General features: G+C 71.3%; 16 protein-coding genes and 1 riboswitch. Of the genes, 6 read left to right on the forward strand and 10 right to left on the reverse strand.

The genetic code is table 11. The annotated features are described in order from the left end of the window. Positions 1 to 125: 125 nt before the first annotated feature. From ACFYWY_RS06950 to ACFYWY_RS06975, 6 genes are all read right to left on the reverse strand, one after another. A complete protein-coding gene (locus tag ACFYWY_RS06950) occupies positions 126 to 1,124 on the reverse strand; it encodes a hypothetical protein (protein WP_389180893.1) in 999 nt (332 codons plus the stop codon). 109 nt (positions 1,125 to 1,233) lie between these two features. Then, positions 1,234 to 2,106 carry a hypothetical protein gene (locus ACFYWY_RS06955; RefSeq protein ID WP_389180896.1) on the reverse strand — a complete coding sequence of 291 codons (873 nt, stop codon included), beginning with the start codon at positions 2,104 to 2,106 and terminating at the stop codon, positions 1,234 to 1,236. 93 nt (positions 2,107 to 2,199) lie between these two features. Further along, on the reverse strand, positions 2,200 to 3,381 hold the full coding sequence (locus ACFYWY_RS06960) for a VWA domain-containing protein (protein WP_389180900.1): 1,182 nt from the start codon (positions 3,379 to 3,381) through the stop codon (positions 2,200 to 2,202). Continuing rightward, the gene (locus ACFYWY_RS06965) at positions 3,378 to 6,011 is read right to left on the reverse strand and encodes a DUF5682 family protein (protein ID WP_389180903.1); all 2,634 of its coding nucleotides are present in this window, start codon (positions 6,009 to 6,011) and stop codon (positions 3,378 to 3,380) included. Before ACFYWY_RS06965 ends, ACFYWY_RS06960 begins: the two co-directional genes overlap by 4 nt. After that, positions 6,008 to 7,132, reverse strand: coding sequence for an AAA family ATPase (locus ACFYWY_RS06970; RefSeq protein WP_389180905.1), 1,125 nt, complete (start codon positions 7,130 to 7,132; stop codon positions 6,008 to 6,010). The genes ACFYWY_RS06965 and ACFYWY_RS06970 overlap by 4 nt, the downstream gene beginning before the upstream one ends. A gap of 120 nt (positions 7,133 to 7,252) precedes the next feature. Then, positions 7,253 to 7,690, reverse strand: coding sequence for an MmpS family transport accessory protein (locus ACFYWY_RS06975; protein ID WP_389180908.1), 438 nt, complete (start codon positions 7,688 to 7,690; stop codon positions 7,253 to 7,255). A 133-nt stretch (positions 7,691 to 7,823) separates the two neighbouring features. Here ACFYWY_RS06975 and ACFYWY_RS06980 point away from each other — a divergent pair, with 133 nt between their 5' ends. After that, positions 7,824 to 9,224, forward strand: a complete 1,401-nt coding sequence (locus ACFYWY_RS06980; protein ID WP_389180911.1) for an SWIM zinc finger family protein — start codon at positions 7,824 to 7,826, stop codon at positions 9,222 to 9,224. Positions 9,225 to 9,240: 16 nt separating this feature from the next. Next, positions 9,241 to 10,926, forward strand: a complete 1,686-nt coding sequence (locus tag ACFYWY_RS06985) for a DUF5691 domain-containing protein (RefSeq protein WP_389180914.1) — start codon at positions 9,241 to 9,243, stop codon at positions 10,924 to 10,926. Between the two features lie 436 nt (positions 10,927 to 11,362). Here ACFYWY_RS06985 and ACFYWY_RS06990 read toward each other — a convergent pair whose 3' ends face one another. Next, complete coding sequence (locus tag ACFYWY_RS06990) at positions 11,363 to 11,776, reverse strand: cobalamin B12-binding domain-containing protein (RefSeq protein WP_307661610.1); 414 nt, start codon at positions 11,774 to 11,776, stop codon at positions 11,363 to 11,365. A gap of 385 nt (positions 11,777 to 12,161) precedes the next feature. Here ACFYWY_RS06990 and ACFYWY_RS06995 point away from each other — a divergent pair, with 385 nt between their 5' ends. Together ACFYWY_RS06995 and ACFYWY_RS07000 are read left to right on the forward strand one after the other, a co-directional pair. Next, a complete protein-coding gene (locus tag ACFYWY_RS06995; protein ID WP_389180918.1) occupies positions 12,162 to 13,004 on the forward strand; it encodes an esterase/lipase family protein in 843 nt (280 codons plus the stop codon). A gap of 332 nt (positions 13,005 to 13,336) precedes the next feature. Beyond that, entirely contained in the window at positions 13,337 to 14,959 is a 1,623-nt protein-coding gene (locus tag ACFYWY_RS07000) for a M23 family metallopeptidase (protein WP_389180921.1), read from the forward strand. Positions 14,960 to 15,095: 136 nt separating this feature from the next. Here the strand turns inward: ACFYWY_RS07000 and pcrA are convergent, their stop codons facing one another. Beyond that, positions 15,096 to 17,537 (reverse strand): DNA helicase PcrA, encoded by a 2,442-nt coding sequence (gene pcrA, locus ACFYWY_RS07005; RefSeq protein ID WP_389180924.1) that lies wholly within the window; start codon positions 17,535 to 17,537, stop codon positions 15,096 to 15,098. Positions 17,538 to 17,844: 307 nt separating this feature from the next. Beyond that, positions 17,845 to 18,008: riboswitch (cyclic di-AMP (ydaO/yuaA leader) on the forward strand. 2 nt (positions 18,009 to 18,010) lie between these two features. Here pcrA and ACFYWY_RS07010 point away from each other — a divergent pair. Beyond that, on the forward strand, positions 18,011 to 19,201 hold the full coding sequence (locus ACFYWY_RS07010) for an NlpC/P60 family protein (protein WP_389180927.1): 1,191 nt from the start codon (positions 18,011 to 18,013) through the stop codon (positions 19,199 to 19,201). Positions 19,202 to 19,286: 85 nt separating this feature from the next. Here ACFYWY_RS07010 and ACFYWY_RS07015 read toward each other — a convergent pair whose 3' ends face one another. After that, entirely contained in the window at positions 19,287 to 19,640 is a 354-nt protein-coding gene (locus ACFYWY_RS07015; RefSeq protein WP_389180930.1) for a hypothetical protein, read from the reverse strand. A gap of 389 nt (positions 19,641 to 20,029) precedes the next feature. On the opposite strand from ACFYWY_RS07015, the gene ACFYWY_RS07020 reads away from it, so the two are divergent. Further along, positions 20,030 to 21,085 (forward strand): NlpC/P60 family protein, encoded by a 1,056-nt coding sequence (locus ACFYWY_RS07020; protein ID WP_389181521.1) that lies wholly within the window; start codon positions 20,030 to 20,032, stop codon positions 21,083 to 21,085. Here the strand turns inward: ACFYWY_RS07020 and ACFYWY_RS07025 are convergent. Then, positions 21,082 to 22,203 (reverse strand): alpha/beta hydrolase, encoded by a 1,122-nt coding sequence (locus ACFYWY_RS07025; protein ID WP_389180933.1) that lies wholly within the window; start codon positions 22,201 to 22,203, stop codon positions 21,082 to 21,084. The genes ACFYWY_RS07020 and ACFYWY_RS07025 overlap by 4 nt on opposite strands. Positions 22,204 to 22,266 lie beyond the last annotated feature (63 nt).

Raw genomic sequence — 22,266 nt, forward strand, 5'->3', positions numbered from 1 at the left:
GCCCCGACGGCAGAGCCGGAAACGGAACCGGGCGGTCCCCACCCCAATGAGGACCGCCCGTGGAGCTCCGTAGAACCGCGTGACTTCCGACCCGCCTGTCAGATGTCTGCGTCAGATGTTCTGCGTCAGATGCCCTGCGTCAGGTGCGACGCGTAACCCGGAGTGACCGCGGAGGCCATGCCCTGGGCGCCGGAAACGGCGTTGCCGGCGAGCGGGGCCGCCGTGACGGTGCCGGTCAGGTCCTGCGCGAACGGCTGGACCTCGGAGACCACACCGCCCGCGAACGGCGTCACGTCGCCGGCGACACCCTGCGCGAGGGAGCCGGCGCTGCCGCCGACGCCGTACGCGACCGGCGCCACATGGTCGACCACGGTGTGGACGAGCGGCTGGACCGAGCCGACGACACCGCCCGCGAAGGGCTGGACGTCGGAGACGACGCCGCCGGCGAACGGCTGGACCTCGCTGACGACACCGCCGGCGAACGGCGTCACGTCTCCGACCACGCCCTGAGCGAGGCCGCCGGCGTCGCCGACCGCCTGGCCGGCGACCGGGACGACGCCGTTGACGGCCCGGCCCGCTATCGGCGGCAGAACGTCCTGAGCGGCGGCGTCGACGACCGGAGTGGCGTCGGCGACAGCGCCCTGGGCGTAGCCCTGGACCTGGGTGGGAGCCTGATCGAGGTCCGCCGCGAAGGCGGAGAGCGGGCCGAAGAGGTAGTCGATCTCGCCCTGGACGTCGGCGACGTCGGGGGCGGCGGGCAGGTCGTACGCCGGGAGCTCGGCCTCGGCGTACTGGCGTGCCTGGTCGGCGGTGCCCCGGGCGTCGAGGGCGTCGACGTGCGCGGTCGCGCCCTGAGCGGCGCCCTTGGCTGCGGGTACCGCGCCCTTGGCGGTGCTCTGCGGGTCGTGCGCGGCGCCCTTGGCCTGGGCGGCAGCGTCGACGGCCTCGCCCCGGACGTCGGAAGCGACGTCCTTGACGTCCTCGACGGCGTCGGCGGCCTGGTCGGGCGTGGAGAGCGGTACGGAGACGGCCACCTCGTCGGCGCTGGCCGCGGCGGTCCCGAGGGCCCACATGCCGGTCGCCGTGGCGGCGACGGCGATGGAACGGCGGATGTTCTTGTGCATGCTTACGTCAAATCCTTCGAATTCGTTCGGCTGTCCGGAACTATCCGGGTTGGCGGGCAGACCTGTCCCGCCCCCGCGCGGCAGGTCTTGAGCGGGGGAACGGACTGCCCTAGCCGGGGAATTCGAGGATGTCGCGTGCTCTTTCGCGGGTCGGCGCATCGCCCGCCGCCCAGCCCGCGCCGGGTACCAGCGCGAACGGCCTGGCGTACGCACTCGTCGCCGCGTGCTGGTCGCCCTTCCGCTGCGTGTGCGTCTCGCTGGACTCCTGCAGCGCGCCCTGCGTGGAGTCGCAGGGCTTGCCGGGCACCTGAGCGGGTGCGGGCGACGGCTGCTCGTACCGGACTTCGGCCTGCTGCCGGCCTGCGGCGGTGTCGTACCCACCGGCCGATTGGAACGTGGTGACGGCCATGCCCGACGACCCGTCGAGCACCGCGAGGCCGCCGGGGCGCTCGGCCGCGGGCCGCGCCGCGGATTCGTCCACGGGCCGGTCGTCGGGGAGTTGCGGCGTACGACCCTCGTCCCCGCCGCCGACGGGAGGCGTCAGCGGTACGGGAAGTGGCCCGTTCGCCGTCGGTGGCAGGGGCAGGGGCAGGGGTTCGAGCACCGGCCGTACGACGTGTCGCACGGCGTCCACGGCGGGCTTGGCCGCCTGCCGCACGGACTGGACGGGTTCAACCGGCTGGACGGTCGAGTTCACCGCGTTCACGGAGTTCACCGCGTTCACGGAATCCGCTGCCACGCGCCGCAGTTCCCCCGCCGGGGCAGGCCCGGCGGGTGACGCGACGCCCGTCTCGGCGTCGGCCGACACCGGCGACGCCGACACCGGGTCCGTCACTTCCGCCGCGTGCGCCTGTCCGCCGTACAGGAAACCGACGGTCAGCAGGCCCCCGAGAAACAGCATCACCCGCAGCGCACGCCGCTCGCCCGCTGCCCGGCGCAGTACGCACAGGACAGCAGCAGAACGAGCAGCTGCGGCAGTCACGGTGAAGGGGCCTTCCCGGTCGGGCGGAAGGGGACCTTCCGCGGGGATCGGGACGATGCTCGCCGAGTCTCCCGGGTCGGCGCAAGTCCTACGTTACTGATGGGTCGCCATGTCCGGTATGGGCAGTGGACGCTTCTCGATCGCCGCCGCCATCACATCCGGGAAGAGGTCTGGCGTACATGCGAAGGCCGGTGCGCCCAGCGCCGCGAGAGCCGCGGCGTGCTCCCGGTCGTACGCAGGTGTCCCCTCGTCGGAGAGCGCGAGCAGCGCCACGAACTGCACGCCCGACGCCTTCATCGCCGCAACCCGCTTCAGCATCTCGTCCCGTATGCCGCCCTCGTAGAGGTCGCTGATCAGTACGACGACGGTGTCGGCGGGGCGGGTGATCTGCGACTGGCAGTACGCGAGCGCCCTGTTGATGTCGGTGCCGCCGCCGAGCTGGGTGCCGAACAGGACGTCGACCGGGTCGTCGAGCTGGTCGGTGAGGTCGACGACCGCGGTGTCGAAGACGACCAGGCGGGTGGCGATGGAGCGCATCGACGCCAGGACCGCGCCGAAGACGGATGCGTAGACGACGGAGGCCGCCATGGAGCCCGACTGGTCGATGCAGAGGACGACGTCCTTCTTCACCGACTGGGACGCCCGGCCGTATCCGATCAGCCGCTCGGGGACGACGGTGTAGGCACCTTCTCTTTCAGGAATCGGCAGAGCGTTCTTCAGGTTGACCCGGATGGTGCGGTCCCAGTCGATGTCCCGGTGGCGCGGCCGGTTGATCTTCGCGGAGCGGTCGAGCGCACCGGTGAGGGTGGACCGGGTGCGGGTGGCGAGCCGCTTCTCGAGGTCGTCCACCACTTTCCTGACGACAGCCCTGGCTGTCTCCTTGGTCGTCTCGGGCATCGCCTTGTTGAGGGAGAGCAGCGTGCCGACGAGGTGGACATCCGCCTCGACGGCCTCCAGCATCTCCGGCTCGAGCAGGAGCGTGGACAGGCCGAGCCGGTCGATCGCGTCGCGCTGCATGACCTGGACGACGGAGCTGGGGAAGTACGTGCGGATGTCGCCGAGCCAGCGCGCGACGGACGGCGCGGACGCCCCGAGCCCGGCCGAACGGTCACGTCCGCCGTGGTGGTTGCCGCCGCCGCTGCCGTAGAGGGCGGTGAGGGCGCCGTCCATCGCCGCGTCCCTGCCCGCGAGCGCGCATCCGGTGCCGTCGGCGGACTCCCCGCCGAGCACCAGCCTCCAGCGCCGCAGCCGTTCGTCGTATTCGGTTCCTGTCATCGGGTCACCCCCGCAAGGTCGTTGTCGTCGATTCCGAGGAGCAGCTGAAGGACGGGCAGCACCGCGTCCGCCCGCTCGCCGTCGAGGCCGGGGCCGAATCCGGGCATCGTGGGCCCGGCGTGCACCGGACCGGATGCCGCCGCGGGTCCGCGCCGGACCAGCTCGCCCAGCGTGCGGCGGACACCCGACTCGTACGCGGAGAAGGTGCGGCGCAGCAACGGCAGTACGTCGGTGAAGGCGTCCGCCGGCACGCCGGTCAGCCAGGCGTCGACGAGGGTGAGCAGGCGCTCGTCGTGGACGAGGAGCATCCCTCCTCCGGACGCCCCGCCGACGAAACCCTCGATCCAGGCGGCCGCTTCTGCGGGCGGCGTGCCCGGCGCGAGCGCGAGGGCCATGAGCCGCGCGGCCTCGTCCTCCGCGAGCCGGCCGTCGTCCAGCAGCAGCCGGGCAGCCCTGCCGCGTATCACCCCCGGCACGGTGTCGCGGGCCGCGAGCCGGTGCAGTACGGAGCCCCAACGCTCGCCCAGCTCCGGCGCCTTGGGCAGCAGCCCGATCGCCGTGTGCACCCCGTCCAGATGACCCCGCATCTCGGCCGCACCGTCCGCGTCGAGCCCGGTGCACGCGGGCGGCAGGCCGACGCAGATGCGCTCGGCGAGCCCGGCCGCGACCTCGCCGAGCGCGGCGGTGTCGGTGGACCGCACATCCCCGTACCGCAGGGAGCGGGCCAGGGCGGGCAGCGCCTGGGCGAGATGGCCGACGTCGGCGTCGAGGGCGGCGCGGTCGGCGAGCGCCCTCATCACGACGGGGAGCGCGTCGGGCAGTTCGGCCAGCAGGCACTGCTCGGCGAGTGCGGTGACTTCGGCGAGGGCGGTCGCAGACACAGCTGTGTTCTCGGCCTTCGCCGTGGCCGCGGTGAGCACCGTCGTACCCCAGACCCCGGCCTCCGCGACCCGGACGAACAGCTCGGGCTCCCAGCGCAGCCGCCAGCTCTCCCGGAACGTGCCCGTGCTCCCCCGCCCCGTGACGGGCTCGCCCCAGCCGATGGCCAGCAGCCGCAGCCGGTGCAGCAGCCGGCTCTTCGCCGCGTCGGTCTCCTTGCGCAGATCGAGGTCCAACTCCCGCTCCAGCGCCTCCGGTTTGAGCCGCAGGCTGCGCTGGAGCCGACTCAGGTCGCGCTGCAGCGGCACTGCGGGCGCGGCGTCCGGCACCTCGCCGAGCACGTCCCCGACGATCAGCCGGTCCCGGATGAGGTCGAGCGGCACGTCGGAGCCGTCGCACATCACGGCCCGGATGGCATCGGTCGTCTCGGTCAGCCCGGCGAGCGGACGACCGCGCATGGCGGCGAGCGTGTCGGCGAGCCGGACGGCCTCGATGACATGGGCCGAAGAGACCATCCGGTCCTCGTCCCGCAGCAGCCCCGCGACCTTCGTCATCCAGCGCTCGACGGGCCGGTCGGGCACGCCGAAGAGATGGCCGTACCAGCCGGGCGAGTCGATCCCCGCGCCGTACCCGCTGTGCCGGGCGAGCCTGCGGTGCGTCCAGGGCACCCAGGTCATCTCGGTCTTGACCTTGGGCAGGCCTTTGAGGAGGGCCTTGTCGGCGGCGAGGGTGGTCTTCGCGGCGAGCGCGGGCACGTGCCAGGCGCCGCAGACGACGGCGACGCCGTCCCCGAACTCCTTGTTCGCGGCGCGCAGTTGGATCCGCATATGGGCCTCGCGCGCGAGATCACGTTCGTGCCCGCCGTGCCCGTACATCTCGCGCAACGCGGCCATGGCCTCGCCGAGCGCCGCGAACGGCGCGCGGGGGTCATCTGCCTGGCCCCCCGGCCCGCGGTGCTCGATGACGTCCTCCCACCACCGCTCGGGGTCGTCGTACCCGGCGGTTTCTGCGAGGACGGCGATGGGATCGATCCGTACGCCCCGGGCTTCGAGAGACTCCTGCCCAGGCACGACATCCCACTCGGGGTCAGCCGCCTCCACGCCGACACCCGCAGATACCCGGCCCTCGAGAGACCCCTGCCCCGGCACAACGTCCCACTCGGGATCGGCCGCCTCCACGCCGACACCCGCAGATACCCGGCCCTCGAAGGACCCCTGCCCCGGCACAACGTCCCACTCGGGATCGGCCGCCTCCACGCCGACACCCGCAGATACCCGGCCCTCGAGAGACCCCTGCCCCGGCACAACGTCCCACTCGGGGTCAGCGGCCTCCACGCCGACACCCGCAGATACCCGGCCCAAGAGGGGCTCCTCTCCGTCCGGCGCCGGTCCCTCCGGTCGGGCCGCGTCCGCAGACTCCTCCGCCGCTGCCAGCGCCAGCGAGTGCGCCGCCGGGAGGTCGATGAACCGCACCGGCACCTCCCGCTCCAGCGCCCAGCGGATCGCCACCCACTCCGGGGAGAACTCGGCCAGCGGCCAGAACGCCGCCCGCCCCGGATCGTCCACGGCATGCGCGAGCAGCGCTACCGGCGGGCGCATCTGCTCGTCCGCCGCGAGCGCCACCAGCGCGTCTCCCTCGGGCGGCCCCTCGATCAGCACCGCCGGTGGCGACGCCGCATCCAGCGCGGCCCGCACCGCCCGCGCCGAACCCGGCCCGTGGTGACGGACGCCGAGCAGCAGTGGTCCGGTCATGCGCTCACCTCGCGGCAGGCACGGTAGAAGTCCTTCCAGCCCTCGCGCTCACGGACCACCGTCTCCAGATACTCCTGCCAGATGACCCGGTCCGCCGCCGGGTCGCGGACGACCGCGCCGAGGATGCCGGCCGCCACGTCGCCGGGCCGCAGCACCCCGTCGCCGAAGTGCGCGGCGAGCGCGAGACCGCCCGTGACGACTGAGATCGCCTCGGCCGTGGAGAGCGTGGCCGAGGGCGACTTGAGCTTGGTGCGGCCGTCGGCCGAGACACCGTCCCGCAGCTCCCGGAAGACAGTGACCACCCGGCGGATCTCCTCGAGCCCCTCCGGCACCGCCGGCAGATCGAGCGAGCGCCCTATCTGGTCGACGCGCCGCGACACGATGCCGACCTCTTCCTCGGGCGTCGCGGGCAGCGGCAGCACGACGGTGTTGAACCGGCGGCGCAGCGCGCTGGACAGGTCGTTGACCCCGCGGTCGCGGTCATTGGCCGTGGCGATGAGGTTGAACCCGCGCACCGCCTGCACCTCCTGCCCCAACTCAGGGATCGGCAGGGTCTTCTCGGACAGGATCGTGATCAGCGAGTCCTGTACGTCCGCGGGGATACGGGTGAGCTCCTCGACCCGAGCGGTCATGCCCTCGGACATCGCGCGCATGACGGGGCTGGGCACGAGCGCGTCCCGGCTGGGGCCGTGGGCCAGCAGCTGGGCGTAGTTCCAGCCGTAGCGGATCGCCTCTTCGGGCGTGCCCGCCGTGCCCTGCACGAGCAGCGTCGAGTCGCCGCTCACGGCCGCGGCGAGATGCTCGGAGACCCAGGTCTTGGCGGTGCCCGGCACGCCGAGGAGCAGCAGCGCGCGGTCGGTGGCGAGTGTGGTGACGGCGACCTCGACGATCCGGCGCGGCCCCACGTACTTGGGCGTGATCGCCGTGCCGCCGGGCAGCGTGCCGCCGAGCAGATATGTGGCGACGGCCCACGGCGACAGCTGCCAGCCGACCGGCCGCGGCCGGTCGTCGGCCGCGGCGAGCGCCTTGAGCTCCTCGGCGAATGCGTCCTCGGCATGCGGCCGCAGAACCTCGGCCCCGGTGGCTGCGCCGGCAGTCGCGCCGGTTTCGGACACGGTCATGGATCCCCCTCCAGATCGTTTGACCCGATGTGGGATCCACCGTGCACCATGCCACTGACAATCGACCGTCGCCGCAGGTCAGGGCCTCAATGGCCATGAGCCGCAGGGGAGTTGGGGGAGCTACTCCACGATCGGGGAGACCGCGATGCAACCGGCCGCCGCAGCCAGGCCCTCGCCCTTCTCCTCCTTGATGACCTTGCCCTTGTACGTGATCTTGCAGCTGACCTCGGAGCCGGTGACGTCCGCGGCGACCGGCATGACCGCGGGCGGCATGATGCCGCGCAGCGTGACCGTCTTCTTCCACGGCAGCGTGGGCTTCTGCACCGTCTCGATCTTCGGCTCCGTCGCCTTGCCGCCACCGCCGTGGAAGTCGATCGAGTCGACGTTCTTCCCGGTGACCTCGTACGTCACTTCGTACGTCTCGTTCGTGGCCTTGTCGACGGCGTCGACGGCCTCGGTGCAGGCGGAGAGGCCGAAGGCGAGGCCGGTGACGGCGACGGCGCAGACGGCGGCACGGGCGGTGCGGTTGAGGCAGATGGTGCGGATGTTGCTGCTCATGCGGAATCCCCCCGGATTTTTGAGGCTGTGACCCGCAGCCAATCGCAAGGGGAAGGTGCGGTCAAGCCGTTGCCGAGCGTGCGAATCCGCAGGTCATGACCCGTTGTCAGTGGTGCCCCGTAGCGTCTTCATCATGCTTCGATCTCACGGGGAAGAACCCCCGAACCCCCCGGAGCAGGGGGTGCGCTGGACGTCGGATCAGGTGCTGGCACTGGCTTCTGACGATGCGTCACGCAGGGCGGGAAACAAACTCGGCGCGGCCGGGCCGTGGTCCGGTGCGGGCAGCAGCGGCTCGGGGGCCGTGTGGGGCCTGTGCAAGGGCAGCGGCAGCAAGCCGTACCAGACAGTCGTCGACACCACGGGCCCGGCCTACAAATGCAGTTGCCCGAGCCGGAAGTTCCCGTGCAAGCACGCGTTGGGGCTGCTGCTTCTCTGGGCGGCGGACGCGGACGCCGCACCGGTCTCCACCACGCCGGACTGGGCCGGGGAGTGGCTTGAAGGGCGCAGAAAGCGCGCCACGGACAAGGAACAGAGCGACGCGGGCGCGGGACAGCCCGCGAAGACCTCCGACCCCGAGGCGGCCAGGCGCCGGGCCGAGCGCCGGGCGGGGCGAATCACCGCGGGAGCCACGGAACTGGAGCAGCGGCTCACGGATCTGCTGCGCGGCGGCCTGGCCGCGGCCGAACAGAGGGGGTACGGACTGTGGGAGGAGACCGCGGCTCGCATGGTCGACGCGCAGGCGCCCGGGCTGGCGGGCCGGGTGCGCGAGTTGGGCGCGATTCCGGGCTCGGGGCCGGGCTGGCCGGTGCGGCTGCTGGAGGAGTGCGCGCTGACCCATCTGCTGGACGAGGCGTGGCTCGGGCTGGAGAATCTGCCGGATCCGCTGGCCGCGACCGTCCGCACGCGGGTCGGCCTCACCTCGCCCGCCGAGGGCCCGCCGGTCAGGGACGACTGGCTGATCCTGGCTCAGTACGACTCCTCGGACAGCAAGATCACCACGCGCCGTATATGGCTGTACGGACGCGAGTGCGGGCATACGGCACTGCTGCTCTCCTTCGGCGCGGCGGGCCGCTCCCCGCAACAGGCGCTCCCGGTCGGGCTGATGATCGACGCCGAGCTCACTTCGTACGCGGGCGCGGGGCAGCTGCGGGCGGAGATGGGCGAGCAGTTCGGACCGCCCGTCCCGATCGGGTCCCCGCCGCCGGGCGGGCCGGCCGCGGCGGCCCTCGACGCATACGGCAAGGCTCTGCGGGACGACCCCTGGCTGGACTCCTGGCCGGTCACGCTGAGCGGGGTCATACCAGTCCCGGCGGGCGAGGGGTGGCAACTGGCCGATGCCGACGGCGAGTCCGCGCTGCCCATCGCGCCCGGCGCGCTGTCCCGCCCCGGGCTGTGGAAGCTCGTGGCGGTCTCCGGCGGTGGCCCGGTCACCGTCTTCGGCGAGTGCGGCCACCAGGGCTTCACGCCGCTCGCCGCCTGGGCGGCCCGGTCCGAGGACGCCACGGGTGCGGCCGAGACAGTCCCGCTCATCTGACCGTAGGGAGGACGTCATGACCAGCACCGTCAGCACCTCACCGTGGGAAGAGCTCGTCACCTCGGCCCTGCTCGGCACCGACCGCCGTACGCCGCCGGATGCGGTGCTGTCCCGGGGCAAGGACGCGCCGGTCGCGCTGTTGGACGCGGCGGCGGTCCAGACCATACGGCGCAGGGCGGGGCTGCTGCCCGCGCCCGCCGCCGACCGCCCGGAGCCCGCGCCGCACGACGCCCGCCCACAGCTGCCCGCGCCCGCCCGGCGCCGGCTCGCCCAGTTGCTGGCCGACCGGTCGGCCCCTTCGCACGCGGGAGGGCGAAGGGGCACGGCACCCGATCTCACCGAGCTGCTCCCCCAGTGGCTGGCCGCGGCCAACGAGCACGGGTACCAGGCACCGCCGTCCGTACTGCCCGCTCTGTTGGACGCGGCTCGTGCGCGTACGGATCTGCGGCCGCAGGCCCTCACCTTCGCGGGGCCGCGCGGGCTGTGGCTGGCCCGGCTCAACCCGGAGTGGAAGTTCGCGCTGCGCGGCGCGTCCGGCAGCGCCGTGCTGCCGGACGCCGGTGACGCCGAGGCGGTCCAACGACTGTGGGAGGAAGGGCTGTTCGCCGAGCGGGTCGCGCTGCTGGCGGCTGTGCGGGTGCACGATGCGGGGGCGGCGCTGGCGCTGCTGACCGCGACGTGGGCGACGGAGCGGGCCGAGGACCGGCTGATGTTCCTCGACTCCCTGCGTACCGGACTGTCCGACGCGGACGAGCCGTTCCTGGAACAGGCCCTGTCCGATCGCAGCCGCAATGTCCGTGCGACCGCGGCGGAACTCCTCTCGGCGCTGCCGCACTCCGCACTCGCCGGGCGGATGGCGGCGCGGGCGGCGTCGTGCGTCAGCCTGGACCGCAGTGGCGACGGCGACGCGGCGATAGGCGTGGAGGCGCCGCACGAGTGCGATGCGGGCATGCAGCGCGACGGAGTGGCGCCGAGCCCGCCGACGGGGCGTGGCGAACGATCCTGGTGGCTGGGCCAGTTGGTGGAGGCGGCCCCGCTGTCCAGCTGGCCGCGGCGGCTCGGCGGGCGTACGGCCCAGGAGATCGTCGCACTGCCCGTCGCCGACGGCTGGGGCGAGGAGCTGCACGCGGGGTGGTGCCGGGCGGCTGTGCGGCAGCGGGACGCGGAGTGGTCCCGCGCCCTGCTCGGTCCGCCGGCCAACCCGCCGGAGACCGGCCCCGGCACGTCGTCCCTCGCCGAACGGGCGAAGCTGCTCGCGACGCTGCCGGACGCGGAACGGGCGGTGTGGGTCGCGGAGTTCATCGCGGCGCACGGCCTGTCGGAGGCGTTCCAGCTGCTGGGCGTCTGCGCGGTGCCGTGGGGGGAGCCGCTCGGCCGTTCGGTGGTGGACGCGCTGGACATCGCGCGCGAAGCGGGGAGCTACCCATGGAGCTTCAGCGGGGTGATGGGCCTGGCGGAACGCTGCCTGGACCCGGCGGAGGCGAGCCGGCTGGAGCTGCTGACGGCGACCCCGGACGAGACGGAGGGGGCGTCGCCGGGGGCGGGAGGGTACTGGTCGGAGGCGTTCCAGCGGTTGGTGTCGACGTTGCGGCTGCGGGCGGCGATGCGGGTGGAGCTGGGGGGTGTTTCTTCCCCCACCCCGCCCTCCCCCTACGCCCTGGGGGCGTGGGGGGACCCCCATCCCGAAACGGGGAGCAGGTGAGATGAGCGCGGGGCTGCCGCCCCCGCCCCGCAAGGGCGGCAGCCCGCGGGCCGCAGCTACCCGGAGGCACAGGACGCAGGCGCTGCGTCACGCCCGCCGCCACCGGCACTGGCGCAGGCAGACAGGCCCTGCCCCGGTCCGGCTGGCGGACGCAAGGCTCAGACGGACACTCCGTCCGCCTGCCGCCGGACGACGTCAGGGGGGGCATTGCCAGGGCACGGACGGCGTCCGGCACCCGCGGACCGGCGGACCGGCGGAGGCAGCGAAACCGGCGCTACTCCCGCCCGATACCAGCCTCTGGCAGGCCCCGCAGGGCACGGGCGGGCGTCACGCTCGTCGCCGTCGGGCGCTGTTAGAACATCGGCAGACCGGCGGGCGCAAGGCGCATTGCACGCCCCGCGCCGTGGCGGCGTCAGGCGTCCGCAGGGCGCTGGCGTCAGGCGCCTGCGGGCTGGCGGACGTTTGCGTTGACCCAGTCAACGATCGACGCCGTCGTCGCGCCCGGCGTGAAGATCTCCGCGACGCCCTTCTCCTTCAGCGGCGCGATGTCCGCCTCGGGGATGATCCCCCCGCCGAAGACCTTGATGTCCTCCGCGTCGCGCTCCTTCAGGAGCTCGATGACCTTCGCGAAGAGCGTGTTGTGCGCGCCGGAGAGGATGGACAGGCCGATCGCGTCCGCGTCCTCCTGGATCGCCGTGTCCACGATCTGCTCGGGGGTCTGGTGGAGACCGGTGTAGATGACCTCCATGCCCGCGTCACGCAGCGCCCGCGCGATCACCTTGGCCCCGCGATCATGGCCGTCGAGCCCCGGCTTGGCCACCACCACGCGGATCGGACCGGTCACACCCATCACTGCCTCCACCTACTGATGCATACCGACTGCGCCGTCCTGGGCACGGGTCCCGAACCGCGGCGGCCCGGGGAAGTGAACGAACGTTATCTCCAGCATCTCGCAACCCGCCGTTTCACGGTGGATAGCGAGGGGGAAATCACATGTGGGACAACTTAGCTATGCGTCGTACCCGCACACGCGGCACACACGCCGCACCGCACCACCGCGGGGACGATCGCTACGGGAGCCGCTCAGGGTTCGTAGCCCCGTGCCGTCAGCCGCGCGGCACGGCGCTACGACCACCTTCGGCACTGGCCCGGAGCGGGCACAGGGCCTGAGTGGCGCCCACGAGGGCACACGGGGGACGGAGCCGTCCTCCCGCGTGCCGTACGGGAGGTAGGCCATGAAGGCTTTTCCCTTCTTTCCGCTGTGTCTGCGCCCCGTGCGACACCTACAAATCCCGGCCGTGCTGCTGCGTGCCGCCACCCTCGAGCTAGCGATCCTCGCCGGCCATCTGCTCCTCTACCCCGCCGGGCTCGTCCCGGAGCGTCGCGAACCGGACCCGGACCCCGCCCCAGGACCGAGCCCCCAGCTCCCGGCGCCGGGCGCGGACCGCCCTCCCGCCGTCCTCCTCCATGGCTTCGTGGACAACCGATCCGTGTTCGTACTGCTGCGCCGCTCCCTCGCCCGGCACGGCTGGCGGCACCTCGAGTGCCTCAATTACTCCCCGCTGACCTGCGACATCCGCACGGCCGCCGAGCTGCTCGGCCGGCACATCGAGGAGATCTGCGCGCGTACGGGCCGCTCCGAGGTCGACATCGTCGGACACAGCCTCGGCGGCCTGATCGCCCGCTATTACGTACAGTGCCTGGGCGGTGACCATCGGGTACGCACCCTCGTAACCCTCGGCACCCCGCACTCCGGCACCAGCGTCGCCCCGCTCGCCAGCGCGCACCCCATCGTGCGCCAGATGCGCCCCGGATCCGCCGTGATCGAGGAGCTGCGCACGCCCGCGCCCGGCTGTCGCACTCGTTTCGTGAGCTTCTGGAGCGACCTCGACCAGCTGATGGTCCCGGTCGAGACGGCCTGCATCGACCACCCGGACCTCATCGCGCAGAACGTACGGGTCAGCGGAATCGGGCATCTCGCGCTCCCGGTCCACCCCGCCGTCGCGGCCGGCATCCGGGAGGCGCTGGAGTCGAGCCGGCCGGCGACCGGCGCATCCGGCGCCGTCTCCGTCGCCTGAGTCCCGCGCCTGGGTCCCGCGCCTGGGTCCCGCGCCTGGGTCCCGCGCCTGGTTCCTGCGCCTGATTCCCGGGCGGGCGGCGCGTGCCACCACGCCCAGCCCCGGCAAACCGGGTAACGAAATGTCGAACACTTTTCGAACGTAGAGCCAAAGCTGTGCCCGCAGTCCGCCGAAAGGCATCCGAATGCCCGTTTCCTGATTGCCTAAAACCTGCGGAAGATTGTCGCCGTCGCATACCGCCGGGTACAGTCGCGCCACTGCTTTCCCTCTGGGACCCCTGCGCTCGACGGCCCCAGAACCCAGGTCCTGCTGCCGAGGCGAGAGAGAAGTTGGTGAACGACCAGCACGCCCACGCCGGGTACGTCGATTACGACGGCTACGCCACTGGCAGCTTCGACACCGACCCGCTCTTCGGTGCGCTTCCCGGCAGTTACGAAGCCGGCCACAGCGGCCAGTACGACACCACCCAGTGGGACACCGGGTCGCACCAAACCTCCGGTTACGACGTCTACGCCGCGCAGCAGGCACAACAGCCGCAGCAGCCGCAGCAATTCCCGCAGTACGAGACTTACGAGACTCACGCGCAGTACGACGGCACCGCCCAGTACGACGCCACCGCCCAGTACGACGGCACCGCCCAGTACGACGCCACCGCCCAGTACAACGCTGTCGGCCACTACGACACCGCCGCGGCCCAGTACGACACCACGGGCCAGTGGGACGCAGCCGCGTGGAATCAGACCGCGCAGACGGGTCAGTACGAAACCGCCGCGGCCACATTCGCCTACGACGCCACCGGGCAGTGGACAGCGCCCGCCTTCGACACCGGCACCTACGACGCCACCGCCTGGAACACGGGCGCGGAAGGCGTCGTACCGCACGTACCGCAACAGTTCACGCCGGAGCATGAGTTCATCCCGGACCAGGACTTCAGCCCCGCGGCGCCCGCCGACCCCACCACCGAATACCAGGCGGAGTTCCAGGCAGACTTCCAGCCGGACTTCCAGCCGGAGTCCCAGCCGGACCTCACGTACGAGTACGAGGAGTACCAGTACGAGGCCGAGCCTGAACCCGAGGCCCAGCCCGAGCACGAGGCCGTACTCGAGGCCGACCCCGAAGCGGAAGCCGAACTCGACGGCGAGTTCGAGCTCGCCCCGGAAGCCGAACCTCTCGCCGCCGTCATCCCCCGCCCCGTCCGCCGTTCCGGCGGGTCCCGCGGCCGTCGCCGTACCCCCGCGAAGCGCTCCGCGCTCCTCACCGTCGCCGTGCCCTCCGCCTGTGTGATGGGCGTCGCCGGCATCGCCGCCGCCTCCGTCGGCAGCCTCGGCGCCAGCGGCGACACCAAGGGCGACAGCAATGTGGAGGCGGCCGATCCGTCCTCCCCCAAGGCGATCGCGGCCAACAACAAGATGGACACGCAGCTCGCCGCTCTCAGCGCCGACGCCCGCGACTTCGGCGACCGCGCGTCGCGCACCCAGGAACGCCTCGACCTGAAGGCGCGCCAGGAGGCGGAGAAGAAGAAGCGCGAGGATGAGGCCAAGCGCCGCGAGGCGTTGCGCCCCAAGTTCGTGCTGCCGGTGAAACGAGACGGCCTGAGCGCGTACTACGGGCAGGCCGGCGTCAACTGGATGTCCGTGCACACCGGCATCGACTTCCCGGTGTCGTACGGCACCGAGGTGATGGCCGCGACCGACGGCACCGTCCGTACGCAGTGGAACAGCGCCTACGGCAACATGGCCATCGTGACCTCGTCCGACGGCACCGAGACCTGGTACTGCCACCTCAGCAGCACCAAGATCCGCTCCGGTTCGGTCAAGGCCGGTGACGTCATCGCGTACTCCGGCAACTCCGGCAACTCCACGGGGCCGCACCTCCACTTCGAGGTACGGCCCGGCGGCGGCTCGGCGATCGACCCGCTGCCGTGGCTTCGCAGCCACGGCCTCGACCCGACGTAAAGACCGCTCGGAGCACGGATCAGGGCAGCGCACGGACCAGAGCCCGCTCAGTGCACGGAGCCAGAGCCCCGCTCAGCGCACGGATCAGGGCAGCCCACGGACCAGAGCCCGCTCAGGGCACCGGCCAGAGCACCGATCAGAGCTTTTCGACCGGCGCGTACCGCAGCAGCAGCCGCTTCGGCTTGGTGTCCCCGAAGTCGATCGTCGCCTGCGCGTCCGCGCCCGACCCCGTCACCTCCACCACGGTCCCCAGGCCGAACTGGTCGTGCGTGACCCGGTCTCCGACCACCAGCGAGATCACCGGCTTGTCGGTCGTACGCCGCGTGGCGAAGCCCGAAGCAGCGCCGCCCGCGCGTGAACGCGAGGACGAGAGCGAAGAGGCGATGCCGGACGTCGGACCCGCGGGCGCAGCCATCGGACCGGTCCGCTTCCACTGCAGGTGCTGTCCCGGGATCTCCTCCAGGAAGCGCGAGGGGGGGTTGTACGAGGGCTGACCCCAGGCGCTGCGCATCGACGACCGCGTCAGATAGAGGCGCTCGCGGGCGCGCGTGATGCCGACGTACGCGAGGCGCCGCTCCTCCTCCAGCTCCTTCGCCTGGCCGAGGGCGCGCATGTGCGGGAAGACGCCGTCCTCCATGCCCGTCAGGAACACCACGGGGAACTCGAGGCCCTTCGCCGTGTGCAGCGTCATCAGCGTGATGACGCCGGAACCGTCCTCGTCCTCGTCCGGGATCTGGTCGGAGTCGGCGACGAGCGCGACCTTCTCCAGGAACTCGGCGAGCGTGCCCGCGCCTTCCTCCTCGGCGCGGTCCTGCTCGAATTCCAGGGCCACGGCGGCCAGTTCCTGCAGGTTCTCGATGCGCGTCTCGTCCTGCGGATCGGTCGACGCCTGCAATTCGGCGAGGTAGCCGGTCCGCTCCAGGACGGCCTCGAGCACGGTGGCCGGTCCGGCGCCCGACTCGACGACCGTACGCAGCTCCTCCATCAGCACGTTGAACCGTTTGACGGCGTTGGCGGAGCGGGCCGCCATGCCGTACGCCTCGTCGACGCGGCGCAGCGCCTGCGGGAAGGTGATCTTCTCGCGCAGCGCGAGGGCGTCGATCATCGCCTCGGCGCGGTCGCCGATACCGCGCTTGGGGACATTGAGGATGCGGCGCAGCGGGACATTGTCCTCGGGGTTGGCGAGAACCCGCAGATACGCGAGGACGTCCCGGACCTCCTTGCGCTCGTAGAAGCGCACTCCTCCGACGACCTTGTACGGCAGTCCGACCCGGATGAAGATCTCTTCGAAGACACGGGACTGGGCGTTCGTACGGTAGAAGACGGCGACATCGCCCGCCTTCGCGTCGCCTGCGTCCGTCAGCCGGTCGATCTCGTCGGCGACGAACTGCGCCTCGTCGTGCTCGGTGTCGGCGACATAGCCGGTGATCTGCGCGCCGGCGCCGGCGTTGGTCCACAGGTTCTTCGGGCGGCGGCTTTCGTTGCGCTCGATGACGGCGTTGGCGGCGGAGAGGATCGTCTGCGTGGAGCGGTAGTTCTGCTCCAGCAGGATCGTCGTCGCGTCCGGGTAGTCCTCCTCGAACTGGAGGATGTTGCGGATGGTCGCGCCCCGGAAGGCGTAGATCGACTGGTCGGCGTCGCCGACGACGCAGAGCTCGGCCGGGTCGTCGTCCGGGCCCGAGGGACCCACCAGCTCGCGTACGAGTGTGTACTGAGCGTGGTTGGTGTCCTGGTACTCGTCCACCAGGACATGGCGGAAGCGGCGCCGGTAGTGCTCGGCCACGTCCGGGAACGCCTGGAGCAGATGCACCGTCGTCATGATGATGTCGTCGAAGTCCAGGGCATTGGCCTCGCGCAGCCTCGCCTGGTACATCCGGTACGCCTCGGCGAGCGTCTTCTCGAAGCCGTCGACAGCCTGGTCGGCGAAGGTCTCCTCGTCGATCAGCTCGTTCTTCAGGTTCGAGATCTTCGCGCTGAAGGACTTCGGCGGGAACTTCTTGGGGTCGAGTTCCAGATCACGGCAGACCAGGGCCATGAGGCGCTTGGAGTCGGCGGCGTCGTAGATCGAGAACGACGAGGTGAAGCCGAGCCTCTTCGACTCACGGCGCAGGATCCGGACGCAGGCGCTGTGGAAGGTCATGACCCACATGGCGTTGGCGCGCGGGCCGACCAGCTGCTCGACGCGCTCCTTCATCTCGCCGGCGGCCTTGTTCGTGAAGGTGATCGCCAGTATCTGGCCGGGGTGGACGCTGCGGGTGCCCAGCAGATGCGCGATCCGGTGGGTCAGCACCCGGGTCTTGCCGGACCCGGCCCCGGCGACGATGAGCAGCGGCGAGCCGGTGTGCACGACGGCGGCACGCTGCTGCTCGTTCAGCCCCTCGAGCAGAGCGGCGGGGTCCACGACGGTGCGCGGGGCGCCGTCGCGGTGGTAAGGGTCCCGGGCCGGGGGGACGTCGTAAGCGCCCTGGAAGAGATCGTGAGGGATCTCCTCCGGGGCCGAGTCCTCGGGTGGCGGCGGGTGGTGCTCCGCGCTGGGCTGGAGGTCCGCCAGGAAGCTGTCGTCAAAGAGGCTGCTCATCGCTCTACGAGTCTAGGCCGCCGCACTGACAGCTCGCCGCCGCATTGGGATACGGCGGCGATGCGGCGGCGATACAGCGGGCATACAGCGGCCATACGGCGGCGCGATCCCGCCGGGCACGACGCCCGCGACCCTCCGTGATCGGGCCGCGTCGCCGGGTCATCATGCGGAAGGTATCGGTCCGACGATCACCAAGGTCACGAAAATGTATCGGACATATCGAACATCAACCTTCACAGCAGCCACACCAGTTGGCTAGCGTGCTCCCCCAGGTGGCCCGTATCCCCCTGGCGATCCACGCCACATCGGGCAGCCTGCGCCGAATTCGGGCTTTCCGCAAGGAAGTTCGGAACCGGGGACCCACCATGCACAACCGGGGTGAATCGGACCGTGCCCCATCCGGTCCGTAGGGCGATCTTCCGTTCCGCCCGAACCCGACAGCTAACCCGGTAGGCGGTCCACGGAAGAAGGAGATGCCGGCCTTGGCGTCGCATCGCAAAACGCGAACCGTTAAGACCTCCCCCGCCGTCGGGTTCACGACGGCAGCCCTCGCCTCCGTCACCCTGTTGTCGACGCAGAGCGCCAACGCCGCACCCGCCGAGCCGAAGCCCTCGGTCGAAGACGTCCAGAAAAAGGTCGACGACCTTTACCGGCAGGCCGGCACGGCGACCCAGAAGTACAACAAGGCCAAGGAAGCCACCGAGGAGAAGCGCCGCGAGGTCGACGAACTGCTCGACGACGCCGCCAAGCGCACGGACAAACTCAACGAGTCCCGCCGGGAGCTCGGCACCTACGCGGCCGCGCAGTACCGCACGGGCGCGGTCACCCCGACCGCCGCGCTGATCTTCGCGGACAGCCCGCAGGCGTACTTCGACCAGACGCAGCTGATGGACCGGATGACCGACCGTCAGCGCAGCGCCATCACGGACTACGAGACCCAGCGGGCCGCGGCCGCCGAGCAGCGAGCGGAGGCGACGAAGAGCCTCGAGTCGCTCACCCGCTCCCAGCAGGCTCTGCGCACCAGCAAGAAGGACGTCCAGGCGAAGCTCGCAGAGGCGCGCACGCTGCTGTCGAAGCTGACGGCCGAGGAGAAGGCGCGGCTCGCGGCGATCGAGCGCCAGAAGGAGGAAGAGGCCCGCCGCAGGGCCGAGGCCAAGGCCCAGGAAGAGGCAGAGGCCCGTGCTGCGGCGGAGGCCGAGCGCCGGCGCCAGGAGCAGGAGCAGAACCAGGGCGGCAGCACAGGCACAGGCACCGGGTCGGACACCGGCACCGGCACCGGCACCGGCACTGGCTCCACGGGTGGCGCCACGTACGCGGCCAAGGCCGAGAAGGTCCTGTCCTTCGCCCGCTCCCAGATCGGCAAGCCGTACGTCTGGGGAGCGTCGGGCCCGAGTTCGTACGACTGCTCGGGACTGACCCAGGCCGCCTGGAAGGCGGCGGGCGTGGACCTGCCGCGCACCACCTGGGACCAGGTGAAGGTGGGCGAGCGGGTCGAGACGAAGGATCTGCTCCCGGGTGACCTGGTCTTCTTCTACGACGACATCAGCCACGTCGGCATCTACATCGGCGACGGCAACATGATCCACGCGCCCAAGCCGGGTACGAACGTGCGCGAGGAGTCGATCTACTACATGCCGATCTACGGCAGCGTGCGCCCGGCCTGAGACCGGCTCACCGCACGAACGCCCGGGGCCGACAGCGGCGCCCGGGCGTTCTCATGGCCGGCTCACGCCCGGCTCACGGCCCCGCTCACGTCCAAAGCGTCGCGATGAAGATGTTCGCGACCGTCAGCCCGCCCACCGCGCCGAACAGCGCCTTCTCCGCCTTCTCTTCGTCCCGCTTGACGTACACCAGGCCCAGGATCACGACCAGCACCGCCAGCTTGATGCCGACCTTCAGGTTGTTCACCGGCTGATCGTCCGCCTGATTCAGGCCCACCAGCGCGACGCCCGTGATCAACATGGTCAGCGCGCCGTGCAGCATCGCCGGGGTGAAGCGGGCCGTCCCCGCGCCCATCGCCTTCATCTGAGTGAGGAAGCCGCCGAGCAGCGACGCGATGCCGATGATGTGCAGGGCGACGAAGACATTTATGAGTACGTCCATGTCGCGGAGCCTAGCCCTCCCCATACCACCGATCTCCAGGCAGGTATGCCTCATTCGCCGCATCGGTCACAGCGCCACGGGGATCCGGGCCGGCACCATCAGTTCCGCTCTCAGAAAGCGGTCTCACATGTCCAGCTTCGGGCAGTACCGGTCCACGCCTCATTCCCACGACTCCCAGGTTTAGCGTCCTTGCTCAGGTGACCGACTCCCCACCGCCGCCGAGCTCCTGGGCGGCAGTCGGCCACCCCCGCCGAGAACTCCGGCGGCGGGCCGCTCCCCTGTGCGGACCGCCGTCGGACTCGGCTCGGACTCCGCGTCTGGCTCGGCTCGGACTCGGAGCCGGACTCGGACTCGGACCACAGGGAAGACGGAAGGACGTGGACGCCCTCGTGGCAGCGCACCGGAAACCCAAGCAGCATCCGCTCAGCGGGCCCGCCGCACGGACCGCCGCCACCCTCGCGCTCGCCGGCGCAGCGACCGCCACCGCATTCGACGGGACCGGGCACGCCGAGCCCCGTCTCACTCCCGCGCAGATCAAGGCCAAGGTCGACAAGCTCTACCAGGAGGCGGAGGCCGCCACCGAGAAGTACAACGGGGCCAAGGAACAGACCGCGAAGTCCCGGGCGTCGCTGGACCGGCTGCGCGAGGAGGCCGCCCGCAGGACTGAGCGGCTCAACGCCTCACGCAACGCCCTCGGTTCGATCGCCACCGCCCAGTACCGCGCCAGCGGCATCGACCCGGGGTTGCAGCTCGCCCTCACCTCCGATCCCGACGAGTATCTGGAGCGGGCCGCGCTCGCCGAGCGGGTCGGCACACGGCAGGCGGACGCCATCGGCGGTGTGCACCAACAACTCGTGGAGATCGCCCGGTTGAGAGCCGAGGCGGGCGAGCGCATGGACGTTCTCAAGGCCCGGCAGACCGAGCTCGCCCAGCACAAGGCCACCGTCCAGGACAAGCTCGCGGCCGCCGAACGCCTCCTCGCCGAGCTCACCGCCGTACAGCGCGCCTCGTACGAGAGCTCGAACAGCGCGGAAAGCCCCGCGGACACGCGTGCCGACCGGTCAGCCGTCCCGCGCGGCTCCCTCGATGCCCCCAACCCCCGTGCCGCCCAGGCCGTCGCGTACGCCTACGGAGCGCTCGGCAAGCCGTACGTCTGGGGCGCGACCGGGCCCGCCTCCTTCGACTGCTCCGGGCTCACCCAGGCCGCCTGGGGCTCCGCCGGGATCGCGCTGCCACGCACCACGTACACGCAGATCAACGCGGGCCGACGGGTCTCCCGTTCCCAACTCGCCCCCGGCGACCTGGTGTTCTTCTACTCCGGTATCAGCCACGTCGGCCTGTACATCGGCGGCGGCCAGATGATCCACGCCCCGCGCCCCGGCGCCCCGGTCCGCGTCGCGCCGATCGACGAGATGCCCTTCGCGGGCGCGACCCGCCCCGCCTAGGCCGGCGGGGTGAGACCCGGCCGCAGTTGCTGCGTCAGCCACTCGAACGCGTAGGGCAGCTGCCTGCTCCACACCGGAGTGACATGCCCGCCCTTCGTCGCCCGTACATCCACCTTCGTCGGTGGCTTGGCCGCCCGCTTCAGCGCAAGTCCCGGCTCGTACCCGTCCGCGCCCTCACCCGTCGCCAGCAGCGAGACCCGCGGCGGGGTCTTGGCCGACTTCAGGATGTGCAGGACGTTGTTCTCCGTGCGCAGTCTCGGGTCCGCGGCAGTCAGCGAGTGGGACTCGGCGGCCGGGTCGTTGTAGCCGGAGAGGCTGACGGCCGCGCTGTAGCGGTCGGGATGGGCGAGGGCCAGCTTGGCCGCGCCGTGCGCGCCCGCCGAGTAGCCCGCGATCGCCCAGTTCTCGGGTGCCAGCGACACCCGGAAGTTGTCGGCGACCATCTTGCGTACGTCGACGGTCAGCCAGCTGTCCGCATTCACCTTGCCCGGTATGTTCGCGTACCCGGTGTCCGCGTCGCCCAGCATGGTGCGCGGCGACACCACGATGAAGGGCGCGACCCTGCCCGACTCGATCAGCGGCTGCACCCGGTCCTGGAACTTCAGCGTCCGGAACCAGTTCTTCGAGGAGCCGGGGAAGCCCGCGAGCACCTCGACGACCGGGAACTTCTGGTCGCGGTACGCGGGGTCGTCGTACTGCGGCGGCAGCCATACGTACACCTCGCCCACGACGCCCGAGACGGCGCCCTTGAGCTCGGTGCGCCGCAGACCGCTGCCGAGCGACGGGTCTTTGACCTTCTCCCACTTCTGGATCGCCTTCGGCAGCGCGGAGATCTGCTTGCCGCCGGTGCCGTTCGGCCCGAGGTCGAGCGCCGATTCGACATGGTCCGCCGTGCCGAGCAGATCGTCCCAGCTGTCGTAGAGGCCATTGGCGTTGTTGACCGCCACGAACACCACCAGGACCGCCGTGGCCTGCGCGAAGAGCACCATGAGCAGCCGGCCTGCGCCCCGCACCAGGGCGGGTCCGCGCAGCCGGCTCCAGAGCAGCAGCGGCAGCAGTACGGCAAACACGACCAGGACGATCGTGATCAGGAAGAAGGGTTTCCCCGTCAAATTCATCACGCAGAACAAGAGGTGAACATGGCATAGACGGTTGCCCGGCTATGTACCGGTTACCTCACG

This window comes from Streptomyces sp. NPDC002870 (assembly GCF_042888505.1).
Classification (GTDB): domain Bacteria; phylum Actinomycetota; class Actinomycetes; order Streptomycetales; family Streptomycetaceae; genus Streptomyces.